Source organism: Gottfriedia endophytica (assembly GCF_017814275.1).
In the GTDB taxonomy this organism is placed as follows: Bacteria; Bacillota; Bacilli; order Bacillales; family Bacillaceae_G; genus Gottfriedia; species Gottfriedia endophytica.
On the sequence record NZ_JAGIYQ010000021.1, the window covers coordinates 1 to 23,353 of the forward strand.

Sequence of the window (23,353 nt, forward strand, 5' to 3'; positions counted from 1 at the left end):
ATTAGGCACGCCGCCAGCGTTCGTCCTGAGCCAGGATCAAACTCTCCATAATAGATTGTTTATCTGTGCTCTAAAACTAATAATTGACGTTTACTTCATGTTTTGTTTAGTTTTCAAAGTTCACTCCGTCGCCCTGAAGCGACTTAAACATCTTATCATACTAAAGTTATTTAAGTCAATAACTTTTTTAAAATATTTTTTGTCGTCGTTGTTCTTTTCTTGTGACAACAAAAATGAGTATATCACGCGATTAAGCGTTGTGCAAGTGTTATTTTATTATTTTTTATAAAACTAAAAAATTCTTTTCTAATATATCATTTACATACAATTTAACAACCAAATTCTCTTATCAGAAATCAAGTTTTTCTATGTAATATCCCCATTTATTTTAAAGCCTATTTCATATATTTTGTCGCTAGTTAATTCCCATTCCAAGAGCTCACCTTCTGTGGTGCGAATGTTTAGCATCCTCGGCGTCATCTCGCCTACGATCTCTCACCTATCCTGCTGACCCTCACAGTAGTCTCCTACCTACCGCTCCAAACAACTTCTTGATCAACAGTTTCCTATATCTAAATCTTTTTGAACAACAATCTTTTAGAAAAGAGCCATTTTAAACACAATAATACCAATCATTAAAACTTATTATTGTTCCAAAAATTCTCACCACCCATCTTTATTCAACAAAAAAGGTTAACCTACAAGTACCATTTAAGTACTTAAGGTTAACCTCTATTTTTAAAAGAATATCTTATTTATGTCTCATTAATGGGAATAATAGTACGTCGCGAATTGAAGGTGAATTAGTTAATAGCATAACTAATCGGTCAATACCAATTCCAAGTCCTCCAGTAGGTGGCATACCATGTTCTAAAGCTTCAATATAATCATCATCCATCATATGAGCTTCATCATTACCTAATTCACGTTCTTTTAATTGATCTAAGAAACGTTGTTTTTGGTCAATTGGATCGTTTAACTCTGTGAAAGCATTCGCATGCTCACGAGCTACGATAAATAGCTCAAAACGATCTGTGAAACGAGGATCTTGATCGTTTTTCTTAGCAAGTGGAGAAATCTCAACAGGATGTCCATAAATAAATGTAGGTTGAATTAATGTTTCCTCAACTTTTTGTTCAAAGAATTCATTAATAATATGACCAACTGACATATTGTTGTTAATTTCAACGTTTTGTTGCTTTGCATATTCTCTAGCTTGTTCTACAGTCATTTCAGGCCAGAAATCTACGCCACAAGCTTCTTTAATTGCATCGACCATATGAAGTCTTGTCCATTTAGGTTCTAGATTCACTTCGTATTCACCATACGGAATTGTAGTAGTTCCTAATACTTCTTTAGCGATATGAGCAATTAAGTTTTCTGTTAGTTCCATAATATCTTGGTAATCAGCATACGCTTCGTATAACTCAATCATAGTAAATTCAGGATTATGTCGAGTTGAAATCCCTTCATTACGGAATACACGACCGATTTCGTATACTTTTTCTAACCCACCAACAATAAGGCGTTTTAAATGAAGCTCAATTGCAATACGCATAAAAAGTTCCATATCAAGTGCATTATGATGCGTAATAAATGGGCGAGCCGAAGCACCACCTGCGATTGCATGTAACATTGGTGTTTCTACTTCTAAGTATCCTTGACCATCTAAGTAACGTCTCATAGATTGAATAATTTTACTACGAGAGATAAATGTTTGACGGCTTTCCATATCCATTAAATCTAAGTAACGTTGACGGTAACGTTGTTCTACATCTTGTAGACCATGGAATTTATCTGGAAGTGGTAATAATGCTTTCGTTAGGAAAGTGTATTCCTTAACTTTAATAGATAACTCACCAACATTTGTTTTAAAAACTGTTCCTTTAACCCCTACTAAATCGCCAAGGTCAGTTAAGTTAAAAATTTCATACGCATCTTCACCGATAGCATCTTTACGTACATAGATTTGGACTTGTCCATTTAAATCTTGAACATGAGCAAATCCAGCTTTACCTTTACCACGTTTTGTCATTACTCGACCAGCATATGACACTTCAATTTCTTTTTCTTCTAATTCTTCTTTTGAGTATTGATCAAATTGTGCAATTAATTCACTAGAAGAATGAGTACGGACAAACTTTTTACCGAATGGATCGATACCTTTTTCTTCTAAAGCTTTCAGTTTTTCCCTACGTACAAGGGCTTGGTCATTTAATTCTTCGTGACTCATAATCTCATCTCCACGTATTTATTCAATAAGTATTAGTATACCATCATCTGCTATATAGAAAAACTGCCAGCTAAGACTGGCAGTTTTTCTTACTACATAATATTATATTTTGTCAAGTGTTAACTGTCAAACTTACAACACTTGAGTTGCATTCATTTTTGCTTCCACGTCATCTAAATAGCTTGTTAAAAGTTCAACAAGTTCTGAGCGAGTATTCATTTCATTAATCTTATTACGAACTACTGAGTTACCCTTAATACCTTTTAGATACCACGCCGCATGCTTTCTCATTTCCATAACCGCTACATGTTCATTTTTCAGATCAATTAAACGATCCATGTGTAAAATACATACGTCAATTTTTTCACGTGGAGATGGTTCAGGCAATAGAATACCAGAATCTAAATAATTTACAGTACGATAAATCATCCACGGATTACCTAGTGCAGCTCGTCCAATCATTACACCATCACAACCCGTTTCGTCTAACATACGTTTTGCATCTTGTGGTGTTTCTACATCACCGTTACCAATAACAGGGATCGAAACAACTTCTTTTGCAGCTTTAATGTAACTCCAATCAGATTTACCTTCGTACATTTGATAACGCGTTCGACCATGGATCGCTACAGCTTTTGCTCCAGCAGCTTCAACAGCTTTCGCGTTATCAAGAACATAAATATGATCATCGTCCCAACCAAGTCGCATTTTTACAGATACAGGTTTACTAACGTTTTGTACAACCGCTGCAACCATCTCATTAACTTTATTTGGATCTAATAACCATTTTGCTCCAGCATCTGCTTTTGTAATTTTCGGTACTGGACAACCCATATTAATATCGATGATGTCTGCATTTGTATTTTGATCAACATATTTAGCAGCTTCAACTAATGATTCTTTTTCACCACCAAAAATTTGCAAACTAAGTGGTTTTTCACGGTCATCCATATATAACATGTCCATTGTTCTTTTATTTTTAGTCAATAGCGCTTTATCACTGATCATTTCTGCATATACTAAACCAGCACCGAATTCTTTTACTGTTAAACGAAAGGCAGAGTTACACACACCTGCCATAGGTGCTAAAATGACGGGATTCTTCATCTCGATGTTACCAATTTTAAGCACATCCCCTCCTCCTTCCGTGCTTTCTATTACATTATATTGTTAATTCTTCTAAACTTATATTTAACTGTTTTGCGCAGTCATGTAAGAATTGCTCAGTTGGCATTCTATTTCCTCTTTCAACTTCACCAAGTACTGAAACAGATACGCCTAATATTTTCGCAAAACCTTCCTGAGTAAAACCTTTTAACTTTCGAAACGCTCGAATTCTTCTCCCCCATTTTTCCGCTTCCATAAACGTACCCCTTTATCTTCTAACAAATTGTTATTTTCAACCTCAAATTGAGAGTTAATTTCTTTTAAAGGTATTAAAACAAAGCTTCTTTCAAACATTCTAGGGTGAGGAATTCTAAGTTGGTCTGTTTCTATATTTTCTTGATTATAAAGTAAAATGTCAAGGTCTATTGTTCTTGGACCCCATCTTACTTCTCTTTTTCTTCCAAGATGATTCTCAATAGATTGTGTTACTTCTAGCAGTTCTTGTGGAGATAAATTGGTAATAATTTTAACTACTAAATTTAAAAAATTTGGTTGATCGACATATCCTACTGGATCCGTTTCATAAATTGATGAAACAGATTGAAGCTGAATGGAAGGGTGTAGATTGAGTTCTTCAATAGCTTCCATTAAAAAGTTTTCTCGATCTCCCATATTTGTACCTAAACTAATATAAACAATTGATTTCATTTTCGTTCCCTTTTAATTTCTACTGCTACTGAATGATAATGACCACGGATTGGCGGGTCTGGTTTAATTACAGTAACAGTACATGATAAAATTCGTTCAAACTTTTCTAAAATGGTTGATGCAATTGCTTCAGCAACAGCTTCTACTAAATCATACGGCTTTCCTTGGACAATTTTTTCACATTCTGAATATAAATCTGCATAACTAACAGAATACGACAAATCATCTGTTTCTCCTGCTTCTTTTAAATCTAATTCAACCATTAGGTTCACATTAAACCGTTGACCTAATACTTTTTCTTCTTCAAATACACCATGGTATCCATAAAATCGCATATCATTTACATAAATTTTATCCATTATCCGGCCCTACCCCTAGCATAGCATCCATCATTTTTGTCATTCTTAAGATCGGTAATACATCATGAACACGAACAATTTCACAACCTTTAGTAATTCCAAGACAAACAGTTGCTCCTGTTCCTTCTAAACGCTCATTTACTTCAGTTCCTAACACTTCTCCGATAAACGACTTTTTAGATGTTCCTAATAGTAAAGGATAATTTAAAGCTTTAATCTGATCTAACGCGTTCATTACTTTAAGATTCTGTTCCGGTGTTTTTGCAAAACCGATTCCCGGATCTAAAATGATCAGATCATCCCTTACTCCAGCTTTTTTAGCAATTTGAATACTTTCAGCTAAATCTAAGACTATATCACTCATTAAATCGTAGTAATTTCGATTATTGCGATTATGCATTATAATAATTGGCACTTCGTATTTAGCTGCTACGTCAGCAATTTTCGGATCAAACTTCGCACCCCAAACATCATTAATAATTGATGCTCCAGCTTTTATAGCTGCCTCAGCAACTTCTGACTTATATGTATCAATCGAAATAGGGATATCAATCTCCGATGAAAGAGCTTCGATAATTGGAACAACTCGGTTGATTTCATCTTCAACTTCCACTTTTATAAAACCTGGGCGAGTTGATTCTCCCCCTATATCAATTATTTTCGCACCATCTGCAACCAATTGCTTTGCATGACGAACGGCTGCTTCAACATTATTGTATTTTCCACCGTCTGAAAAAGAGTCTGGTGTAATATTTACGATCCCCATCACAATTGTTTCTTCGTGAATAGGTAATTCGTATTTTCCAAATTTTAATGGTTTTTTAGCTCGCGCCATCTAAAGATCACTCCTTACTTTAACTCACTCATACTAAACAACTTAGACGTATAACTTTTATAGGCTAATTGCAGAGTCTTGACAAACTCTCCGCTCTTCCCTTTAAAATGGACGTTTTCGACTGATGAAATTGGTACAATTTCTTGAATCGAATTTGTTACAAATACTTCATCACTACTTAACAGATCATCCACTGTATACAAACCTTCTTCATATTGAACCTTATTTAAGGTACACCAATTCAATACAAACTGCCTAGTTACTCCATTAAGAACACCTGTCTGAAGTGACGGTGTATAAAGTTTATCACCTTTTAAGAAAAATAAATTCGAAACTACACCTTCTGCAAGATGACCATCTTTTGTTAGAAATAAACCTTCTTTAAATGCAGAGTCTCCAACTTCCCTTTTTCCAATAACATTGTTTAAGTAATGATGTGATTTCAATCTCACATTACCTTCTGGTGTATTTCTTGGAGTCGAAAGTAAAACGCCTATTTTCTCACCAATAGTGGTTTCTGGCATTTCTTTTATAAAGAATATCGTGTTTGGTTTGCTGTAAGGTTCAGTTTGTAATCCAATATGACCAACACCCGCAGAAACATTCAAGCGTATATAGCCATTTTGAAGATTATTTCTATCCAGTAACTCCTGTAAGACATCAAATACCTCGCTATTTGTCATCTTCCATTGTATTTGACATTCTTCTAATGACCTTCTTAATCTGTTTAGATGATCATCCAACAAAAAAGGGTGCTTATTATACACCCTAAATGTTTCGAATAAACCTAAACCGTACAAAAAGCCATGATCAAAAGGAGAAATACGTAAATCTTCTCCAGAAACATATTCACCGTTATAGTAAAGAATCATTTTTTTATTCCTTCACGTTGATTATTTTTCAAGAAATTTCTTAGCATTTCTTTCCCAAATTGAGACATGATTGATTCTGGATGAAATTGAACACCCTCAACCGATAACGTTTTATGTTTAATCGCCATAATTTCATTTTCTGCTGTCCATGCAGTAACCATTAGTTCATCCGGTAATTGATCATTTTTGACAATTAATGAATGATAGCGAGTGACTTCAATCGGTGATGGTAGACCTTGAAACATCCCTTGCTCTTCATGAAAGATTGTCGATGTTTTTCCATGCATTAATCTTTCAGCTCTTACTACCTCGCCACCAAATACTTGCCCAATCGATTGATGTCCTAAACATACACCTAAAATCGGAATCTTACCCGCAAAATATCGAATTGCTTCAAGACTAATACCAGCTTCATTCGGTGTACAAGGACCTGGTGAGATCACTAAATAACTTGGTTTTAGTTCTTCTATTTCTTGAATCGTAATTTCGTCATTTCGACGAACTACTAATTCTTCTCCTAACTCGCCTAAATATTGAACAATGTTATATGTAAACGAATCATAATTATCAATCATTAGAATCATTTATTTTCACCACCATTTAGTAAAAGGTCTTCACTTTGTTTTTTAGAAGCCCATAAAGCCTTCGCTTTTTTTAGACTTTCTAGATATTCATTTTTAGGATTGGAATCAATCACTATCCCTGCGCCAGCTTGTACATATGCTGTTTGATCTTTTGTCACCATTGTACGAATAGCGATGTTCATTTCCATATCTCCTGTATAACTAATCCATCCAATCGAACCAGTATAAATACCACGTTTATATGGTTCTAATTCTTCAATAATTTCCATTGTACGAATTTTTGGAGCGCCTGTTATTGTGCCACCTGGGAATCCTGCTTTCAACAAATCAAAACTATCATATTCCTTTTTTAGCTTTCCTCTAACGTTAGACACTAAATGCATAACATGAGAGTATTTTTCGATCGCTAATAACTCATTTACTTCTACAGTCCCAAACTCACATACTTTCCCTAAGTCGTTTCGTTCTAAATCGACTAACATGATGTGTTCAGCTTGTTCTTTCTCATTTGAACGAAGCTCAGTCATTAACATTTGATCCTCTTCAGGTGTTTTTCCTCTAGATCTAGTACCTGCGATAGGCCTTGTCCATACTTCATCGTCACGCTTAGCAACTAGCAGCTCTGGCGAACAACTTACGATCTGAAAATCACCTAATTCTAAGTAAGACATATATGGTGATGGATTAATTTTACGTAACTGTTCATAAATGTGTAATGGATGTGTTTGTATAGGCTGCGACTGTAGAACAGATAAATTTACTTGAAATACATCACCGGCTACAATATATTCTTTCACCTTTTCTACTGCATCAATAAAGTTTTCTTCAGACATATGAACTTTCTGGTTTTGTTGCATATCTCTATTTATTTCAGGATATGAAGGTTCGGTTTGTTTTTTATTCCAAAAATCAGCAAACTCTTCTAACTTTTGATTTGCAACCTCAAGCTGATCTTCTTGATCAACTAACACAATAAAATGAAGAATATCTTGTTCGTGATCAAAAATAACTACTTCATCAAAAACAAGTAAATAAACATCTGGAATATTGTATAAATCCTCTGTCATGTTTGGTAAGTTTTCAATGTAATGATTGCAGTCATATGTAAAATACCCAATTGCTCCACCTTGAAACGGAGGTAATTCAGCATCTTTTTCCACTGTAAACTGACTTATATAATCTTTTGCTAAATCAATCGGATTTCCAGTGATTTCTCGTTTTCCTTTTTCATCTTCTATTGTTAATACATTGTTTTTACCACGTAATTTCGCGATTGGATTTTTTGCAATAATTGAATAGCGGCCATCCCGTCCACTTTCTAATAACACTGCCTCTTTTTCTTCTAATGCATAATTGGAAAAATGATTAAAAAAATCTTTTGTATATGGGATTTGCTTAGTTACGATATGTTTTTTCAAAAAATAATCCCCCTAAAAATTAGATTTCATTTTCATTTTACACAAAAAATAGGTCTTATTCATTAATAAGGTAATAAAAAACCCTTGTCACTAGGTAACAAGGGAATCTAATTTATTCAAATTGAAATAACGGTGTACTTAAATAACGCTCTCCATTACTAGGAATAATCGCAAGTACTTTTTTACCTTTACCAAGTTTTTTAGCAACTTGTAATGCAGCATTTATAGCGGCTCCAGAAGAAATACCAACTAGGATCCCTTCTTCTCTTGCTACTGTTCTTGCAGTGTCCATCGCAACGTCATTTTTAACTTGAATAATGTCATCATAAATAGTTGTATCTAAAATTTCAGGGACAAATCCTGCACCAATTCCTTGGATTTTATGTGGACCTGGTTTCCCGCCCGATAATACAGGTGAATCTTCAGGTTCAACAGCATAAATTTGAATCGAAGGATATGCTTCTTTTAAAACTGACCCTGCACCTGTAATTGTTCCGCCAGTACCAACCCCTGCAATAAACGCATCTAATTGATCGCCCATTTGATCAACGATTTCTGGTCCAGTCGTTAACTTGTGAATCTCGGGGTTTGATACATTCTTAAATTGTTGAGGCATGATATAACCGTGTTCTTTCGCTAATTCCTCTGCTTTACGGATTGCTCCGCCCATTCCTTCTGGTCCTGGAGTTAACACAAGCTCTGCACCATATGCACGCAATAAGTTTCGGCGCTCTATACTCATTGTTTCCGGCATAACAAGAATTGCCTTATAGCCTTTTGACGCAGCAACCATTGCTAATCCAATTCCTGTGTTTCCACTGGTTGGTTCAATAATTGTATCGCCTTTTTTCAATAATCCTTTACGCTCAGAGTCTTCAATCATCGATAAAGCTATGCGATCCTTTACACTACTACCTGGATTCATAAACTCTAATTTTAGATAAACGTCGGCACTATTTTCATCTACTAATCTGTTTAATTTAACAATTGGAGTTTGACCGATTAATTCATAAATCGAATTTGCTACTTTCATTAAGCTCACTCCTAATCCCTAGTATATTTACCTGTTTAATAAACATTATCTTGAATTAAAAAGATTCTGTCAAATGTTTTCTATTACCTCTTTATAAGAATACTAAAGCAAGTTTAGGAGTATGTAAAATTATAGGAAATAATTCTATAGTTGATCAATTAACTCTTGAAGTTGTTTTTCATCATAATGATAAGATTTATTACAGAAATGACAGTTTACCTCTGCTTTACCATCTTCATCTAAAATTGCTTGCAATTCATTTTTACCTACACTCATCAATGCTTCATCAATACGGTCGCGTGAACAATGGCATTTAAATGTAACGTCCATTTTCTCTAGGATTTTTACATTGTCTTCTCCTAAAATTTCAAATAAAATCTCTTCAGGCGTTAGACCTTCTTGAACTAACGTAGAAATTGGTTTAACGGTATTAATCTTATTCTCTATTGCAGAAATTGTTTCTTCACTAGCGTCTGGCATAATTTGAATAATAAATCCACCACTTGCAAGGATAGATAAATCCGGATTTACAAGTACACCTACACCAACAGCAGAAGGTACTTGTTCAGATACTGCAAAATAATATGTAAAATCTTCACCTAATTCACCTGATACAAGAGGCACACTTCCTGTAAAAGCCTCTCTCATCCCAATGTCTTTAACAACGGAAAGAAAACCTTCAGTACCTACCGCACGAGCAACGTCAATTTTCCCACGTGAATTTAAATCAGTTTGAACATGAGGGTTAGCGACATAGCCTTTTACTTCACCATTTGCATTAGCATCTACTAAGATGTAACCTAAAGGGCCATTACCTTCAACTTTGATCGTTAGTTTTTGGTTACCTTTTAGCATTGCACCCATCATAGTTCCAGCTGTTAAAGAACGACCTAAAGCCGCAGAAGCATTAGCCCAAGTATCGTGGCGTTCTTGTGCCTCTTTAACCAGGTTAGTGGAACATACACTATAAGCACGAACCTCACCATTATATGCTAATGCTTTTATTAAATAATCTTTCATTGAATTTCTCCTTTTTATTTATTTCGTTTATAAATTAAATGAAGACCTTTTAGTGTTAAATACGGATCAATCACATCGATTACTGTCGATTCTTTAGAAATTAAAGAAGCTAGCCCACCAGTCGCAATGACAGTTGGTTCTTTTTTAGCTTGTTCTTTCATTCTCTTAACGATACCCTCAACTTGACCAACATATCCATATAAAATTCCTACTTGCATTGCTTCAACCGTATTTCGTCCCACAATATTTGTTGGAGTAGATAATTCTATTCTTGGTAACTTAGATGCTTTCGTATATAAAGCTTCCGTTGAAATATTTATTCCCGGAGCGATTGCACCACCGATATAATTTTTATTTTCATCAATATAGCAATACGTTGTAGCTGTCCCAAAATCAACGATAATAAGAGGACTTCCATATTGTGCAATACCAGCAACTGCGTTTACAATTCGGTCCGCGCCTACTTCTTTTGGATTATCATACTTGATATTTAAACCAGTCTTAATACCAGGCCCTACTACTAATGGTTTTTGCTTAAAATACTTTGTAGACATGCGTTCTAATGCAAACATGATTGGCGGAACCACAGAAGAAATAATGACACCCGTAAAATCTGTAAACTGTATGTCTGCATAGCTTAGAAGTGAACCAATCACCATTCCATATTCATCTTCAGTCTTGTATCGATTCGTTTCGATTCTCCAATGATGTATAAGCTCTTCATTTTGATAAACACCTAATACAGTATTTGTATTCCCTACATCAATTACAAATAACATATTTTCACCATCTCTTCGATTAATGTTTTACTTTTATGTACTTTATTTATTTTTATTTAGACTATTTTCATATAAATTGTTGCTATTTCAGTATGTGTAAGTTGATTTCCACTCCAGGATGCTCGCTTTCCTTGGGGCGTGAGCTGAGCCTCCTCGTCGCTATCGCTCCTGCGGGGTCTCAGCCTTCCCGCATCTCTCACAGAAGCCTGGGCAACCTTCCGTTCCAATCAACTTCTGTCTTTTAATTACAATACCTAAAAGCAACAATCTTTAAAAAAGCCTTTATTTATTATATTGTTTTTCCTAGTATGACTCCAAAGCTATCTTATCATAAGACGTATCCTCATTAGTAATAGAAAGTTTTCTTTGTAGAAACAAATTAAGTCATTCCATGGTCGAACCACTAAGTTAAAAAAAGTAAAAGAGTGCCACAAAGGGCACTCTCTATACAAAACTTATTGTTTAAAACAGTAGATTTAAAATTTATTCAGGTTGAATAGGCTCACTTGACTCATCATCTTTTTTCTTAGTGATGTTCACTTTTACTTCATCATTTGAAGCAGGTGGTGTTGGAAGTGTCCCTTGATCCCAAAGGCTGTTAATGCCTTTTGAATCTAATGTTTCAACCTCTAATAAAGTATTTGCAATAAGATTTAGCTTTTCACGCTGTTCCTTAATAATCGTTGTTGCTTTTGCATAACATTCTTTGATAATTGCTTGAATTTCAAGATCAATTTCATATGCAATTTTATCACTGTAGTTTTGCTCATTGTTAAAGTCTCTACCAAGGAATACGTTTCCTCCTTGAGATTGACCAAACTGAAGTGGTCCAAGCTTATCACTCATACCAAATTCAGTTACCATTTTACGAGCAATCCCTGTAGCACGTTGGAAATCATTATGAGCACCTGTGCTCACTTCTCCAAACACAACTTCTTCTGCTACACGTCCACCAAGTAGACCAGTGATTTTATCAAGCAATTCTGGTTTTGTCATAAAGTAACGATCTTCTTTCGGTAACATTACAGCATAACCACCAGCTTGCCCACGCGGAACGATTGTTACTTTATGTACTACTTCAGCATCATCAAGTACTTGACCAATTACAACGTGACCTGCTTCATGGAACGCGACAATATTACGTTCTTTCTTAGATATTACTTTATTTTTCTTGGCTGGACCTGCAATTACACGGTCCGAAGCTTCGTCAAGGTCTAGCATATCAATTTTTTTCTTATTTTGACGAGCAGCTACAAGAGCAGCTTCGTTTAATAAGTTTTCTAAATCAGCACCAGAAAATCCTGGAGTTCTTTGGGCAATCGCCTTTAAGTCCACTTCTGGTGATAATGGTTTATTTCGAGAATGAACTTTCAATACAGCTTCGCGACCTTTTACATCTGGGCGGTCAACTGTAATTTGACGGTCAAAACGTCCTGGACGTAATAATGCAGGATCTAATACATCTGCTCGGTTTGTAGCAGCAATAATGATAATCCCTTCATTCGCACCAAAACCATCCATCTCTACTAATAATTGGTTAAGTGTTTGCTCACGTTCGTCGTGACCTCCACCTAAACCGGCTCCACGTTGGCGACCAACTGCATCAATTTCATCAATGAAAATGATACATGGAGCATTTTTCTTTGCATTTTCAAATAAGTCACGTACACGAGATGCACCGACCCCAACAAACATTTCAACAAAATCCGAACCGCTGATTGAGAAGAAAGGAACTCCCGCTTCACCAGCAACAGCTCTTGCTAATAATGTTTTACCTGTACCTGGAGGTCCTACTAATAGAACCCCTTTAGGGATACGAGCACCTAGCTCAGCAAACTTACGAGGGTCTTTCAAGAATTCAACAACTTCTACAAGCTCTTGTTTTTCTTCATCCGCTCCAGCTACATCCTTAAAGCGAACTTTCTTTTTCTCATCATTATAAAGACGTGCCTTACTCTTACCAAAATTCATTACACGACTTCCGCCACCCTGTGCTTGATTCATTAAGACGAAGAACAGAATGAAAATGATGACGAATGGAATAATCGAAGTAATAATTTGAACCCACGCACTAGTTTGCTCTTGCGGATTCCAATTTACAGTTGTTTTACTAGCTGTCGCCGCTTTATTTACTATATCTGTTGTTACACCATCAATCGGTGCTTTTGTTTGGAAATACTCACCTTTACCCGTTTTAAATTTACCACTTACAATATAAACGCCATTTTTTGGCTGGAAAGTAACAGAACTTACTTCACCCTTTTGTAGTGATGAGTAAAACTGATCATAACTAATCGGTTTTACTTTATTATCTGTTCCGTTAAAGTATGTAACCACTCCAATTACTACTAGAAAGATCAATATGTAAAAGACGGCATTACGGAAAATACGATTCATTCCAAACCTCCTCTCTTTCATTGTAACTACTTTTTATAGTAGCATAGTTAATCAATTGAAACAAACGAATAAAACTTGACTTATTTCGTATAAACTTCAGGTTTTAATACGCCAACATATGGTAAATTTCGATAACGTTCGCAATAATCCAAACCATAACCAACTACAAACGCATCAGGTACAATAAACCCTACATGGTCTGCTTCAATCTTTGCCTTACGACCACTTGGCTTATCTAATAATGTAACAATTTTAATGGAATTTGCCTTACGATGTTTAAATAACTCTACAAGATAATGTAAAGTTAAGCCACTATCGATGATATCTTCTAAAATTAGAATATCTCTTCCTTCAACTGATGTATTTAAATCTTTAATAATTTTAACTTCACCAGTTGTCACTAAACTATTCCCATAACTTGAAACATCCATAAAATCCATTTCTAAATATGTATCCATTTGCTTAATCAAATCGGCCATAAATGGCAATGCACCTTTTAACACTCCAATTACAAGCGGGAAACGGTCCTTATACTCTTCCGTTAGAACTTTTCCAAGTTCTTTTACCTTCATTTGAATTTCTTCTTCGCTTATAAGTACTTTTTCAATGTCTTGATTCATTTTATCCTCCTAAAAACTATCACAGATGACTTTCATCACAAGAAACGGCGAATGATCTTGACTTAGACAAGGTTGTTCATACGCAGATTTTTTCACAAATGGAATCCACAAAATATTACCCGATTGATCAATAATAATTGGCCATTCATCTCGCAACGATTGATGCACTTTTTCATTAATAAATATATCTTTTATCTTTTTTGAGCCATTCATACCCTTTAGTGACATCCGATCCCCATCTTTTCTTGTCCGAACAATAATAGGGAGAGAAACGCTCTTTAAAGGAATACAAAATGTATCATTTGAAGATTCCACTTTTTCCTCTTCTATCTTCACTTTCAAGGACATTCCATTTGGAAGGACTACAGTAGAAGGAATTTCTACAAGAATTTCATAAGGTAGTGCTTTTTTCTCCTCAAAAGTAAAAAGTAAATCATTATAAGAACGATATACTTTTAACCCCTTTGGAAAATCAAGTTTCCAAGTTGTTTTTCCTTCTTTAACCATACCTATAATTTTCCTAATATGGGAAGAAGAGAGATTAGATGGAATTTCTTTATAAATATACTCTAATATTAGTTGAATACATCTTCTTTGTAAAGAAATTGCCATAGATTGAAAGAGTAAAATATCAATGATTATTGTCCCACTATCCTTATTTCTTATTACTTTATTCAAATGATTCTTTGTTAATTCCATTAAATATGCTTCATCTTCAACTTGTTGCATACCGAATTCATTAAATCGTTCATGAGCAAGAGGGTTTTCATTTTTTATAAAAGGTAAAACAGTATGTCTAAATCGATTTCTTGTATATGTATTTTTCGCATTGCTAGGATCAATTCTAGGAACTATATTTTGTGCTTTACAATAGTCTTCTAAATCCTTTTTTGTTAATGCTAACAAAGGGCGAATAATTTCTCCACAGCTAAAAAAGCGCTTCGGTAGAATACCTGCAATCCCTTTTGAAGATGTACCTCTAACTAATCTCATTAATATGGTCTCAATTTGATCATCACCATGATGTGCAAGTGCCAAGTAATCCGCATTGTACTTCTGCATAACTTCTTCAAAAAATGCATATCGGCAATTTCTTGCGGCTAATGAACTACCTTGTTGGTTTTGTTCCATGAACGAAGGTACATTCACTCTTGTTGATTCAAATTGAATAGCATATTGCTGACACCACTCAGATACATATAAAAGATCTTCATAGGATTCCTGACCTCGAAACATATGATCAACGTGGGCTACAATTAGGTGAAAAGAGTATTCTTTATGTATAGAATATAGTGCTTGTAATAACGCCATTGAATCTGGGCCACCAGAAACTCCTACTACAACTATAGTATTTTTTCTAATATCTTGTTCACGAATATACTCTATTAGTTTTTTTGTAATCATCTTACCAAACTCCTACTTAGTGAACACTCATACAGTTTATGTTTATTTATGTGTGTTTAAATCTATCTTAATGTTACCACCACTCTAATAGAAGTACCATCATTATAGTTGATAATAAAAATACAATGCATAGCCAAGTGCAGCTAGTAAAACTAATATGATCGTCTCAAACCAATAATGTTTTTTCTTATTTTTCTTATTTGCGATTCTTGATGCTGATTGGGGATGTTGTGCGGGCTTTATTTTATTATTTTGTGAGGTTTGTGGATAATGCACAGGCTGCTTCCTTACTCTTTTCTGTTCACACATCAATAAATCCTTTTTCATCTGAACTGCAGAAGTGTACTTCCCTGTTAGAGCCTTTAGTAATACTGTCTTATACAATGTTAAAGATTTATTTTGATTGATAATCTCTTCTAATTGATTAATTCCTTTTCCATTTTTCGTATACTGTTTTTTACAGTGAAGGTGAATTAAGATCATTGCACAAGCAAAAAGATCATAGGTTGGTTCCGCTTTTCGAGTACCAAGCTCCCAATATCCCCGATCAAAAAACTCAGTAAACTCTTTTACAGCTCTTCCAATCGGCGTTACACCCCCAACATCAATCCACTGAATTGAATGAGGCCCTGTTGTTACAATTAAATTGTCTGTCTTTAAATCTCCAAAAATATATCCTTGTTCATGAAGCAGTTCTAACTTAGATAAAAGTTGTGCGATTAAGACGCAACTCCATTCCAATTCATTCTTCTGCAGAAATGTAAATACATTTTGCCCTTCAATATAGTCCATTACATAAAAATATAAAGGCTCTCTTGTGTAAGGATGAGTAAAATCGTCTACATCGATAAAAGAAGGCCCTAGGATTGACCCTTGGACCTGTGATAATTTCTTCAAAACATTTACTTCGTTTGTTATATTAGTAGACTCTTTACTAATTTTTATTGCGACATTACCATTCTGAGAGCTAGCTAAATAGACTGTCCCATTTGCACCTGAACCAAGCATATATTTGATTTGATAAGGTATTCTATTCCATTTACCAACAATTTTACTGCCTGGAGTTAAACTAATCGGCCCATTGTTCTGTAAATTCGTCATCACCATTTGAGTTACCTCTTATATTCATTTTATCATTAAAGTAATGAATAGCTTCTCTTATTGCTGGTCCCGTTGGCGTCATGCCACCCATTGTTAGTTTAGGAAAAATAGTATTTAATTTTTCTAGTTTTGGCGTCCAGTCTAATAATTTTTCGACATCACCCTTTTTCCCAGGAAATACAAACAATGAAAAAGCATTTTCTCCTGATCTAGCATTTAAACTAATTTGCAAATCAAATAACGATTCTTTTACGGTATTTAATTTATCTCTCATACTCGCACTTGTGTCCACCAGGACAATGACCTCAAGCTGAACCGTTTCGCCAATTTCTTCTACTACTTCATAAACTTCTTCACGTTTAGAAGGATGCAATGACTCAATGGAATTTCCAGATCCTAGTATTTGTTTTAATTCCTTATTCACAAACCCTTGGATCGTTTGAGTCATCGCTTTACGTGTAACCATTTGAACAGTTTGGGAAAGTTGTTTCGCATAAACAATCTGACTGATCCCTCCTCCAGACTGTGAAATTCCTTCAATTTCTTTTAGTCCACTTTCATTCGTAGAATTTTCATCTAATATACCGATAACATTAACTGTAATACCATATTCTTTCGCTAAACTTGACATTGCAATTGGATCTTCACCATGGTTTGAACATCCATCTGTTATAAGTAAAATTTGCTTCAGTGTTCCCTTATACATTTACTTTCCCCTCCGCATAAAAGTTATTACCATTGTTACCAAATATCGAAGGGGATAAACCTTTTAGTTTTTTCATTACCGTTCAATTTTATGATAAAGTGAAACTTCCTTCAGTGGGGGTCTCACTGTCCGCGAATAGCGGGATTAATTACTGTGCCATCACACTGTAAGCTGGAATTGAGGTCCATTCAGGTAAATTCCGATTAACCATCGCTACTACAACTGTCATATCATCATTTATGTCTCCCATGTTTGTGCGAATAACCTCTTCTAATAATAACTCTGCTACTTCTTGAGGATTATTTGTTTCAAGTTCTCCAATTTTACGTTTCATCCACATTTCATAGTTTTCAACTTCTCTTGGTCCTTCAAATATTCCATCACTCATCATAATTAATAGATCACCGGCTTTTAGCTGCTCACTAACGACCTCTACCTCAAATTCATCAATAATCCCTATCGGTAAATTGCTCGCTTCAACCTTAAATACATGATGTCCTCGTTTTACAAAACTAGGCGCCGAGCCTATTTTTAGAAATTTAGCAGATGCATCATGCAAATCGATCATTGCCAAATCTAATGTTGCAAAAACCTCTTCAGTCGTTCTGAGTGAAAGGATTGAATTGATTGATTTAATCGCAACTGTTTCCTCTATGCCCGAATTTAAGATTTTTTGAAGTAATTTTAATGTTTCGTTACTCTCTATGTGAGCTCGTTCACCGTTCCCCATTCCATCACTAATTGCAATCGCGTGTTTTCCAGCACCTACATCCATAATCTTAAATGCATCCCCGGATATAAAACCACCGCCTTTAGCTGCCGTTGCAACGCCTGTATCAATTACAAAAGATTTATCTGAACCAAATGTAACTAGATAATTACCATTCGGAATTTTAGATGATTCTTCTTTTAAAACAACAACAGTTTCTTTTAGAATATCTGATAAAATAGGACCGATTAACTTTTGGCATTCCCCATATTCATTTTCAAAAGGTATTAAGATTTCAATATCAATATTGCCTTGTTCTAAGCTATAAATTTCTACTTGATTGACATCTATTCCAAAATTAATTAATGCTTGTAATATTTGTTCTTCTTGAATTTGATGATTTTCCTTTTCGCGTTGAATTTCTTGAGCAAAATCAACCATTACCTTTGAAACTCCAAGTAATTGTTCTGCAACTAAACGACGGCTTTCTTGTACTTGTTTTTTCAGTCTCTGATTTGCTCTAAAATAAAATACCTCTTCCTTCATCAAATCCGCCATTTTAACCGAGCGCTGACAATATTTCCCCCAATCTCTTATAAATTGTCCATTTTTAATGAGCTTGTCCCTTTCTACAAGGTCCATCATTTCGGCCATATAATTGTATGTTCTCTCACCATGATTTGACCAACAATGATCTTTCTTTAAGCAGCTATTACAGCATTTATTTGAAATTTTACAGATAAATAATTCCTCATCTGTCAATTCATCTTCCATTTTCGCGTATTGACTAGGTTGGGAAAAGCTTGAAGATAAAGCTTCAAATACATTAGAAAACTGAACAATTCGATTCGCCGTTAAATCTCGAATTTTTCGTAAGTATTGCTGTTGATCTGAAGAATACTCATCTGTACCAGGCACTACTTTAGCTAATTGTTTTAAAAGAATACTAGGTGTTAATAAAAATAAACCAATCGCAATAACAGATTCAATAATCGAAAAGATGATGTCTGTTTGCTTCTCTACATAAAAGCTAATTAAACACGTTCCAATTAATAAACCTGCTGCTGCACCAAACTTCCTTCCTTCTTTCAACATACCTCCTAATAATCCTGAAAAGGCTAATAAACTCATTTGATACAAGCTAGAAACGCTCGCTAAACTTAAAATTAGACCTGTTACTACGCCGACCGTACACCCAACAGTTCCCCCGGCAACATATGCAAATAAGATGACAATATACCTCGTAATAATGTGTTGGATTGACATATTGTTAACATACCAATCCGTTGTACCTGTTACGATTGAAGCTAGCAAAATAATTAAGCAAACAATCTCTTCAACACCCAAATGCTGCCTTCTTTTTGGTACTGATAAAAGTGGGACACTCTGAAAAAAAATCATTGTTAAAATAAAACTTAAACCCGCTTCAACAGAAGCCATTAACACATCATACATAATTAGCTGTTGCTGATATAAATAGACAATCCCTAAATGACTAATGAATACGGATAAAAAAACTTGAAAAGGAACAAGTCCAATATGGTGCCTCTTAACTCTAGAAAAGAAGATATTGAATATAAAAAACAAAACAATCGTACTAAATGCATAACTTACATTTTCAATCGAAACCGTAACTGCTCCAATCATTAGTGAAATAAAGGCAAGGCCTGTTCTTTCTCGTTTCATCATATAGACCGATGCAAAAAACGGAAGAATAAACGGAAGAATTTTTGCTAAAATAAATGCTCTGCCAAGCAGGAATCCGGTTAAAAAAATAAGTAATCCCCAATCAAAAAATACCTTTTCTGCATTCGGTTTAATTATTCTTGAGGTTTGTCGTAAAAATGACTGAAAACCGTTCACCGCTCGAAGTCCAGTTGAAGCATTTGAAGCAACTTTTTGTAGCTTTGCCATTGTTTACACCACCTAATTAGATTATTTGTCCATATTTTACATTGTGGCCTTAAGAAAAAATGTCAAAATAACAACCTTCTAATTAAGTTTTGTTCGACGGATTGAGATGAAAGCGTTTCTTTTTTTACAATATGTGAGGAAAACTGGTTGCAGATATACTCGGTTTAAGTAAAAATGACCAGAGTTTAAAAAATTTTGTCTATCGATACTAGTCATACTTAATAAAAAAGTTTTCCTATTAAAGCCTCTATTTTTGAACCAGGAGATTTCTATAAATCAGCGAATATAACAATTTAAGAAAAATTAGGAGGGCTTAACATGAGCCTAGCAAAGCAAATTAGCAGTTCGCTAACAGTTTTACTTGTTTCAGACCTTGAATCTTCAAAAACATTTTATAAAGAAAAATTAAATTGTGAAGTTACAGAATGGTGGGCAATTCGAGATGGATTTACTGGTTTAGCAGTTAAGCTTCTACAAGCTAATTCACCGGATGATGTAAACCCAAACAAACCATCAAAAGGGTCAAACGTTGGCATTGATGTTTATTGTTATGTTGAAAATTGGGCTGCTCTTGATGCCCTCTATCAAGAATTTACGGCAAAGGAAGTATCGATTGCTATAGAGCCCTGGATTGATGAAAGTGGAGGTCCATGGAAGGAATTTGCTATTAAAGATATTGATGGATATTGTATTGCTTTTGGTGGCGTTGACGGTAATCGAGACTAGTTTGTCTGCTATTTAATAAAACGCATGAGTAACGAAAAATCCTATTTGTTACTCATGCGTTTTTTGCAATTTTATTCTATTTCGGCAATTCTTGCTATCTAACTTCAACGACATTTCATAAACAAAAAAGAGAAGGGGAAAATCACCCTTCTCTTGTTTTTTGCTCCAATGTCTTTCGGAGATAAGCGGGATACTTCCGCTTTTCGTTTTGTCTAGCTTCAGCGGCTACTTCCTCGGCCATTTCATAAAAAAACAAGAGAAGGGAAAAACCACCCTTCTCTTGTTTTTTTACTCCAATGTCTTTCGGAAGTGAGCAAGCCGCTTCCGCTTTTCGTTATGACCCGTACGGGATTCGAACCCGTGTTACCGCCGTGAAAGGGCGGTGTCTTAACCGCTTGACCAACGGGCCGTTTTATAAAATGGTAGCGGCGGAGGGAGTCGAACCCACGACCTCACGGGTATGAACCGTACGCTCTAGCCAGCTGAGCTACACCGCCATATTATTAAAACGACAAGATTTATAATATCATCCATAATTACCAATGTCAACACAATAAAAACAAAAAACGCACTCTTTTTCGAGTGCGTTATCTATATAGTGATTTATGTCCTTACAAGGCAGCTAATTAACCTCGGCGAGCTCCACGACCACCACGTTTTGATTCTGTGTTACGTTTCAGAGAAGTAAGACGATCTTCGCTATCTTTTAAAAACTTACTCAACTTTTGATCGAATGATTCTTTCGCTGGACGTTGGTCTCTATCTCTACGGTTTTGATCTTTGTTACGGTTGAAAGAAGGTCTACTAGGACGCTGCGGTCTTTGTTCTCCTTCTACTACAGGTGGACGATCTTTTGCTTTTTTAATAGATAATCCAATTTTCCCGTCTTTTTCTACGTTAATAACTTTTACTTCAACTTCATCGCCAACTTTTAAATGCTCATTAATATCTTTCACATAGTTGTCAGCTACTTCACTAATGTGTACAAGTCCAGTTACTCCTCCTGGAAGTTCCACGAACGCACCAAAATTTGTAATACCTGTAACTTTTCCACTAACTTTGCTGCCTACCTCAATTGACATAAAAAAACTGTTCCTCCTTAAAAATGTATCAATGAATTTACTATATTATATAAAATAATAAAAACAAGTGTCAATGAAACGATGATTACTTCATATTTGGGAACACAATTTCATCTTTTTTTGAAAAAAATAATTTTTTTCTAGCTAACTGACTGATATACTGATCATCATTTAACTTAAGAATCATAGCCTTTGCATCCTCATTCTCTTTTTGAAGCTCACCCATTTTTTTCTCAAGTATACTTACTTGATGATTTTTCATCTGATTTAATTGAATCTGATTTTGAAGCATTTGTTGGAGAAAAATACCAGAAGGAACTGAAAAAGTAATAAATAAAATCATTCTTAAAAAAAACTTTTTTACGCTTCTGTTACGAGGTAATCCAGAAAGATTTGTATCCGTACTTTCAATGTGCTCAGGAAGGTTATAACTTTTCACTTCAAGTTTCCTTGCTAACTCCATCTACTTTTTCCTCCTATCTATTAAATGCTTTACTTTTCTAATAGTAGTAAGGAAGGTATTCTTCTTCTTTTCGTAAAAACCTTTTAATTGAAATAAAATGTTTTTGACTCGTTTTGGCACAAAAAACCATATTATCCTAGCGAAAAATCGAAGAATTGCTAATAGTACGTTGTAAAGTACACGGATCAGTCGAACAAAAATATGAAAAATAAATAAAATAAGTGCAACGAACACTTTTATGAGCCCGCGAATTGGCCTAATGATTATAGCCTGAACAATTCTTACAATTACCATTGTTGTACGTAATATAAGTTGAATAATAAACTCTAATATTCTTTTATATGGTTTTTGTAATAAACTCTGATAAGCTGCAAATCCACAAAGAATAGCAAGGAATATATAAACTCTCAGTTCACCTTCATTGACTGAATACAACACATAAAAAATGAATAATCCTTGGAAGATCCAAAATAAGATATCAGTGACATAGACAAGTAGCTTCTTACTTTTTCGATTTAAAAAACGATGGTAAGTGTCTAGTGCCATCCCTAAATAAGCACCCATACCAACCATCGCAATCATTGAGTAGAATTGAACCTTTAAGCTCATTTAAATAATTTGCTAAAGAGACCTTTAGCTTTCCCCGTTGAATGCTCATCTAAATAGCATAATTCATTAACTTTTCCTTTAATTGCTACATGTCCTTTTTCAACATCCAAGTTTTTCATTTGTAAATTTTGTCCTTTAATATGTAAAAAACCAAGTACCGTCTCTACTAAAAATTCTTCACTATCGAAGCTTTCCACTTGCTTCACACCAGTAATTTCTAAATATCTTCTTCCTTTTAAGATTAAATCTTGATCAACCACCTGGCTTTGTTGGTTTTGACTATTATTTATCGATTGATAAGAATTACTCATAACAAGTCCCTCCATACACTCATTAGAAAAGATCGTATCTTAAATGACTACTATCTTTTCTGTTTGTACAAGTATATGAAGGGATTACATAATTAGAACAAGCTATCTGATTGTTTTTCTTCACCTATAATTGTATACATGTTATCTGCTTCTTCTTTACGAACGATTTCTTTCAACTCATTAATTTTTGCAGTAACAATTTTTTGTCCGAAACGAATTTTCAGCTCATCTCCAACCTTCACATCTGAAGATGCTTTGGCTACAGTTCCGTTAATTGTAATTCTACCTTGATCTGCTACTTCTTTTGCTAAAGTTCGGCGTTTGATAATACGGGAAACTTTTAAAAATTTATCTAATCTCATC

At 34.7% G+C, this 23,353-nt stretch carries 24 protein-coding genes and 2 tRNA genes; 1 reads left to right on the forward strand and 25 read right to left on the reverse strand.

Going from position 1 to position 23,353, the window contains the following annotated elements; all coding sequences use genetic code 11:
* Positions 1-751 precede the first annotated feature (751 nt).
* From lysS to spoIIE, 18 genes are all read right to left on the reverse strand, one after another.
* Complete coding sequence (gene lysS / locus J5Y03_RS18955; protein WP_209407570.1) at positions 752-2,233, reverse strand: lysine--tRNA ligase; 1,482 nt, start codon at positions 2,231-2,233, stop codon at positions 752-754.
* Between the two features lie 132 nt (positions 2,234-2,365).
* Positions 2,366-3,364, reverse strand: a complete 999-nt coding sequence (gene dusB / locus J5Y03_RS18960; RefSeq protein WP_209407571.1) for a tRNA dihydrouridine synthase DusB — start codon at positions 3,362-3,364, stop codon at positions 2,366-2,368.
* A gap of 31 nt (positions 3,365-3,395) precedes the next feature.
* Entirely contained in the window at positions 3,396-3,596 is a 201-nt protein-coding gene (locus tag J5Y03_RS18965; protein ID WP_209407572.1) for a helix-turn-helix domain-containing protein, read from the reverse strand.
* Entirely contained in the window at positions 3,548-4,048 is a 501-nt protein-coding gene (gene folK, locus J5Y03_RS18970; protein WP_209407573.1) for a 2-amino-4-hydroxy-6-hydroxymethyldihydropteridine diphosphokinase, read from the reverse strand. Before folK ends, J5Y03_RS18965 begins: the two co-directional genes overlap by 49 nt.
* Complete coding sequence (gene folB, locus J5Y03_RS18975; protein WP_209407574.1) at positions 4,045-4,407, reverse strand: dihydroneopterin aldolase; 363 nt, start codon at positions 4,405-4,407, stop codon at positions 4,045-4,047. Before folB ends, folK begins: the two co-directional genes overlap by 4 nt.
* A complete protein-coding gene (gene folP / locus J5Y03_RS18980; protein WP_209407575.1) occupies positions 4,400-5,242 on the reverse strand; it encodes a dihydropteroate synthase in 843 nt (280 codons plus the stop codon). The genes folB and folP overlap by 8 nt, the downstream gene beginning before the upstream one ends.
* A 14-nt stretch (positions 5,243-5,256) precedes the next feature.
* The gene (pabC, locus tag J5Y03_RS18985) at positions 5,257-6,114 is read right to left on the reverse strand and encodes an aminodeoxychorismate lyase (RefSeq protein WP_209407576.1); all 858 of its coding nucleotides are present in this window, start codon (positions 6,112-6,114) and stop codon (positions 5,257-5,259) included.
* On the reverse strand, positions 6,111-6,698 hold the full coding sequence (gene pabA, locus J5Y03_RS18990) for an aminodeoxychorismate/anthranilate synthase component II (RefSeq protein WP_209407577.1): 588 nt from the start codon (positions 6,696-6,698) through the stop codon (positions 6,111-6,113). Before pabA ends, pabC begins: the two co-directional genes overlap by 4 nt.
* Positions 6,695-8,116, reverse strand: a complete 1,422-nt coding sequence (gene trpE, locus J5Y03_RS18995) for an anthranilate synthase component I (protein ID WP_209407578.1) — start codon at positions 8,114-8,116, stop codon at positions 6,695-6,697. The genes pabA and trpE overlap by 4 nt, the downstream gene beginning before the upstream one ends.
* Before the next feature lie 112 nt (positions 8,117-8,228).
* A complete protein-coding gene (gene cysK / locus J5Y03_RS19000) occupies positions 8,229-9,149 on the reverse strand; it encodes a cysteine synthase A (protein WP_209407579.1) in 921 nt (306 codons plus the stop codon).
* Positions 9,150-9,293: 144 nt separating this feature from the next.
* Positions 9,294-10,169 (reverse strand): Hsp33 family molecular chaperone HslO, encoded by an 876-nt coding sequence (gene hslO, locus J5Y03_RS19005; RefSeq protein WP_209407580.1) that lies wholly within the window; start codon positions 10,167-10,169, stop codon positions 9,294-9,296.
* 14 nt (positions 10,170-10,183) lie between these two features.
* Entirely contained in the window at positions 10,184-10,948 is a 765-nt protein-coding gene (locus tag J5Y03_RS19010) for a type III pantothenate kinase (RefSeq protein WP_209407581.1), read from the reverse strand.
* Positions 10,949-11,431: 483 nt separating this feature from the next.
* The gene (ftsH, locus tag J5Y03_RS19015) at positions 11,432-13,345 is read right to left on the reverse strand and encodes an ATP-dependent zinc metalloprotease FtsH (RefSeq protein WP_209407582.1); all 1,914 of its coding nucleotides are present in this window, start codon (positions 13,343-13,345) and stop codon (positions 11,432-11,434) included.
* An 80-nt stretch (positions 13,346-13,425) separates the two neighbouring features.
* On the reverse strand, positions 13,426-13,965 hold the full coding sequence (hpt, locus tag J5Y03_RS19020; RefSeq protein WP_209407583.1) for a hypoxanthine phosphoribosyltransferase: 540 nt from the start codon (positions 13,963-13,965) through the stop codon (positions 13,426-13,428).
* 9 nt (positions 13,966-13,974) lie between these two features.
* Positions 13,975-15,369 (reverse strand): tRNA lysidine(34) synthetase TilS, encoded by a 1,395-nt coding sequence (gene tilS, locus J5Y03_RS19025; RefSeq protein WP_245208974.1) that lies wholly within the window; start codon positions 15,367-15,369, stop codon positions 13,975-13,977.
* Positions 15,370-15,471: 102 nt separating this feature from the next.
* Complete coding sequence (locus J5Y03_RS19030; RefSeq protein WP_245208975.1) at positions 15,472-16,476, reverse strand: protein kinase domain-containing protein; 1,005 nt, start codon at positions 16,474-16,476, stop codon at positions 15,472-15,474.
* Positions 16,439-17,176 (reverse strand): VWA domain-containing protein, encoded by a 738-nt coding sequence (locus J5Y03_RS19035; protein WP_209407584.1) that lies wholly within the window; start codon positions 17,174-17,176, stop codon positions 16,439-16,441. The genes J5Y03_RS19030 and J5Y03_RS19035 overlap by 38 nt, the downstream gene beginning before the upstream one ends.
* A gap of 148 nt (positions 17,177-17,324) precedes the next feature.
* Positions 17,325-19,799, reverse strand: a complete 2,475-nt coding sequence (gene spoIIE / locus J5Y03_RS19040) for a stage II sporulation protein E (protein ID WP_209407585.1) — start codon at positions 19,797-19,799, stop codon at positions 17,325-17,327.
* Between the two features lie 318 nt (positions 19,800-20,117).
* Between spoIIE and J5Y03_RS19045 the strand changes: the two genes are divergently transcribed.
* Positions 20,118-20,525, forward strand: a complete 408-nt coding sequence (locus J5Y03_RS19045; RefSeq protein WP_209407586.1) for a VOC family protein — start codon at positions 20,118-20,120, stop codon at positions 20,523-20,525.
* Between the two features lie 337 nt (positions 20,526-20,862).
* Here J5Y03_RS19045 and J5Y03_RS19050 read toward each other — a convergent pair.
* From J5Y03_RS19050 to J5Y03_RS19080, 7 genes are all read right to left on the reverse strand, one after another.
* Positions 20,863-20,934: transfer RNA gene (locus J5Y03_RS19050), tRNA-Glu, on the reverse strand.
* Between the two features lie 11 nt (positions 20,935-20,945).
* Positions 20,946-21,022 (reverse strand) — tRNA-Met (locus J5Y03_RS19055).
* Between the two features lie 129 nt (positions 21,023-21,151).
* Positions 21,152-21,607 (reverse strand): S1 domain-containing RNA-binding protein, encoded by a 456-nt coding sequence (locus J5Y03_RS19060; RefSeq protein ID WP_209407587.1) that lies wholly within the window; start codon positions 21,605-21,607, stop codon positions 21,152-21,154.
* Positions 21,608-21,692: 85 nt separating this feature from the next.
* Complete coding sequence (locus J5Y03_RS19065; protein WP_209407588.1) at positions 21,693-22,070, reverse strand: FtsB family cell division protein; 378 nt, start codon at positions 22,068-22,070, stop codon at positions 21,693-21,695.
* Positions 22,071-22,679: a spore cortex biosynthesis protein YabQ gene (yabQ, locus tag J5Y03_RS19070; protein WP_209407589.1), complete on the reverse strand. Its 609-nt coding sequence runs from the start codon at positions 22,677-22,679 to the stop codon at positions 22,071-22,073. It lies immediately after the preceding gene.
* On the reverse strand, positions 22,676-22,990 hold the full coding sequence (gene yabP, locus J5Y03_RS19075) for a sporulation protein YabP (protein WP_209407590.1): 315 nt from the start codon (positions 22,988-22,990) through the stop codon (positions 22,676-22,678). Before yabP ends, yabQ begins: the two co-directional genes overlap by 4 nt.
* Positions 22,991-23,082: 92 nt before the next feature.
* Positions 23,083-23,352: an RNA-binding S4 domain-containing protein gene (locus J5Y03_RS19080; protein WP_209407591.1), complete on the reverse strand. Its 270-nt coding sequence runs from the start codon at positions 23,350-23,352 to the stop codon at positions 23,083-23,085.
* Between the last annotated feature and the right edge of the window lies 1 nt (position 23,353).

Bases quoted from the DNA above. Each gene is read 5' to 3' on its own strand.
- pabA (WP_209407577.1), bottom strand. From the start codon at position 6,698: ATGATTCTAATGATTGATAATTATGATTCGTTTACATATAACATTGTT.
- hslO (WP_209407580.1), bottom strand. From the start codon at position 10,169: ATGAAAGATTATTTAATAAAAGCATTAGCATATAATGGTGAGGTTCGT.
- J5Y03_RS19010 (WP_209407581.1), bottom strand. From the start codon at position 10,948: ATGTTATTTGTAATTGATGTAGGGAATACAAATACTGTATTAGGTGTT.
- spoIIE (WP_209407585.1), bottom strand. From the start codon at position 19,799: ATGGCAAAGCTACAAAAAGTTGCTTCAAATGCTTCAACTGGACTTCGA.
- J5Y03_RS19065 (WP_209407588.1), bottom strand. From the start codon at position 22,070: ATGGAGTTAGCAAGGAAACTTGAAGTGAAAAGTTATAACCTTCCTGAG.
- folP (WP_209407575.1), bottom strand. From the start codon at position 5,242: ATGGCGCGAGCTAAAAAACCATTAAAATTTGGAAAATACGAATTACCT.
- cysK (WP_209407579.1), bottom strand. From the start codon at position 9,149: ATGAAAGTAGCAAATTCGATTTATGAATTAATCGGTCAAACTCCAATT.
- J5Y03_RS19030 (WP_245208975.1), bottom strand. From the start codon at position 16,476: ATGGTGATGACGAATTTACAGAACAATGGGCCGATTAGTTTAACTCCA.
- pabC (WP_209407576.1), bottom strand. From the start codon at position 6,114: ATGATTCTTTACTATAACGGTGAATATGTTTCTGGAGAAGATTTACGT.
- lysS (WP_209407570.1), bottom strand. From the start codon at position 2,233: ATGAGTCACGAAGAATTAAATGACCAAGCCCTTGTACGTAGGGAAAAA.
- folK (WP_209407573.1), bottom strand. From the start codon at position 4,048: ATGAAATCAATTGTTTATATTAGTTTAGGTACAAATATGGGAGATCGA.
- yabP (WP_209407590.1), bottom strand. From the start codon at position 22,990: ATGAGTAATTCTTATCAATCGATAAATAATAGTCAAAACCAACAAAGC.
- ftsH (WP_209407582.1), bottom strand. From the start codon at position 13,345: ATGAATCGTATTTTCCGTAATGCCGTCTTTTACATATTGATCTTTCTA.
- J5Y03_RS18965 (WP_209407572.1), bottom strand. From the start codon at position 3,596: ATGGAAGCGGAAAAATGGGGGAGAAGAATTCGAGCGTTTCGAAAGTTA.
- hpt (WP_209407583.1), bottom strand. From the start codon at position 13,965: ATGAATCAAGACATTGAAAAAGTACTTATAAGCGAAGAAGAAATTCAA.
- J5Y03_RS19060 (WP_209407587.1), bottom strand. From the start codon at position 21,607: ATGTCAATTGAGGTAGGCAGCAAAGTTAGTGGAAAAGTTACAGGTATT.
- J5Y03_RS19045 (WP_209407586.1), top strand. From the start codon at position 20,118: ATGAGCCTAGCAAAGCAAATTAGCAGTTCGCTAACAGTTTTACTTGTT.
- tilS (WP_245208974.1), bottom strand. From the start codon at position 15,369: ATGATTACAAAAAAACTAATAGAGTATATTCGTGAACAAGATATTAGA.
- folB (WP_209407574.1), bottom strand. From the start codon at position 4,407: ATGGATAAAATTTATGTAAATGATATGCGATTTTATGGATACCATGGT.
- yabQ (WP_209407589.1), bottom strand. From the start codon at position 22,679: ATGAGCTTAAAGGTTCAATTCTACTCAATGATTGCGATGGTTGGTATG.
- J5Y03_RS19080 (WP_209407591.1), bottom strand. From the start codon at position 23,352: ATGAGATTAGATAAATTTTTAAAAGTTTCCCGTATTATCAAACGCCGA.
- J5Y03_RS19035 (WP_209407584.1), bottom strand. From the start codon at position 17,176: ATGTATAAGGGAACACTGAAGCAAATTTTACTTATAACAGATGGATGT.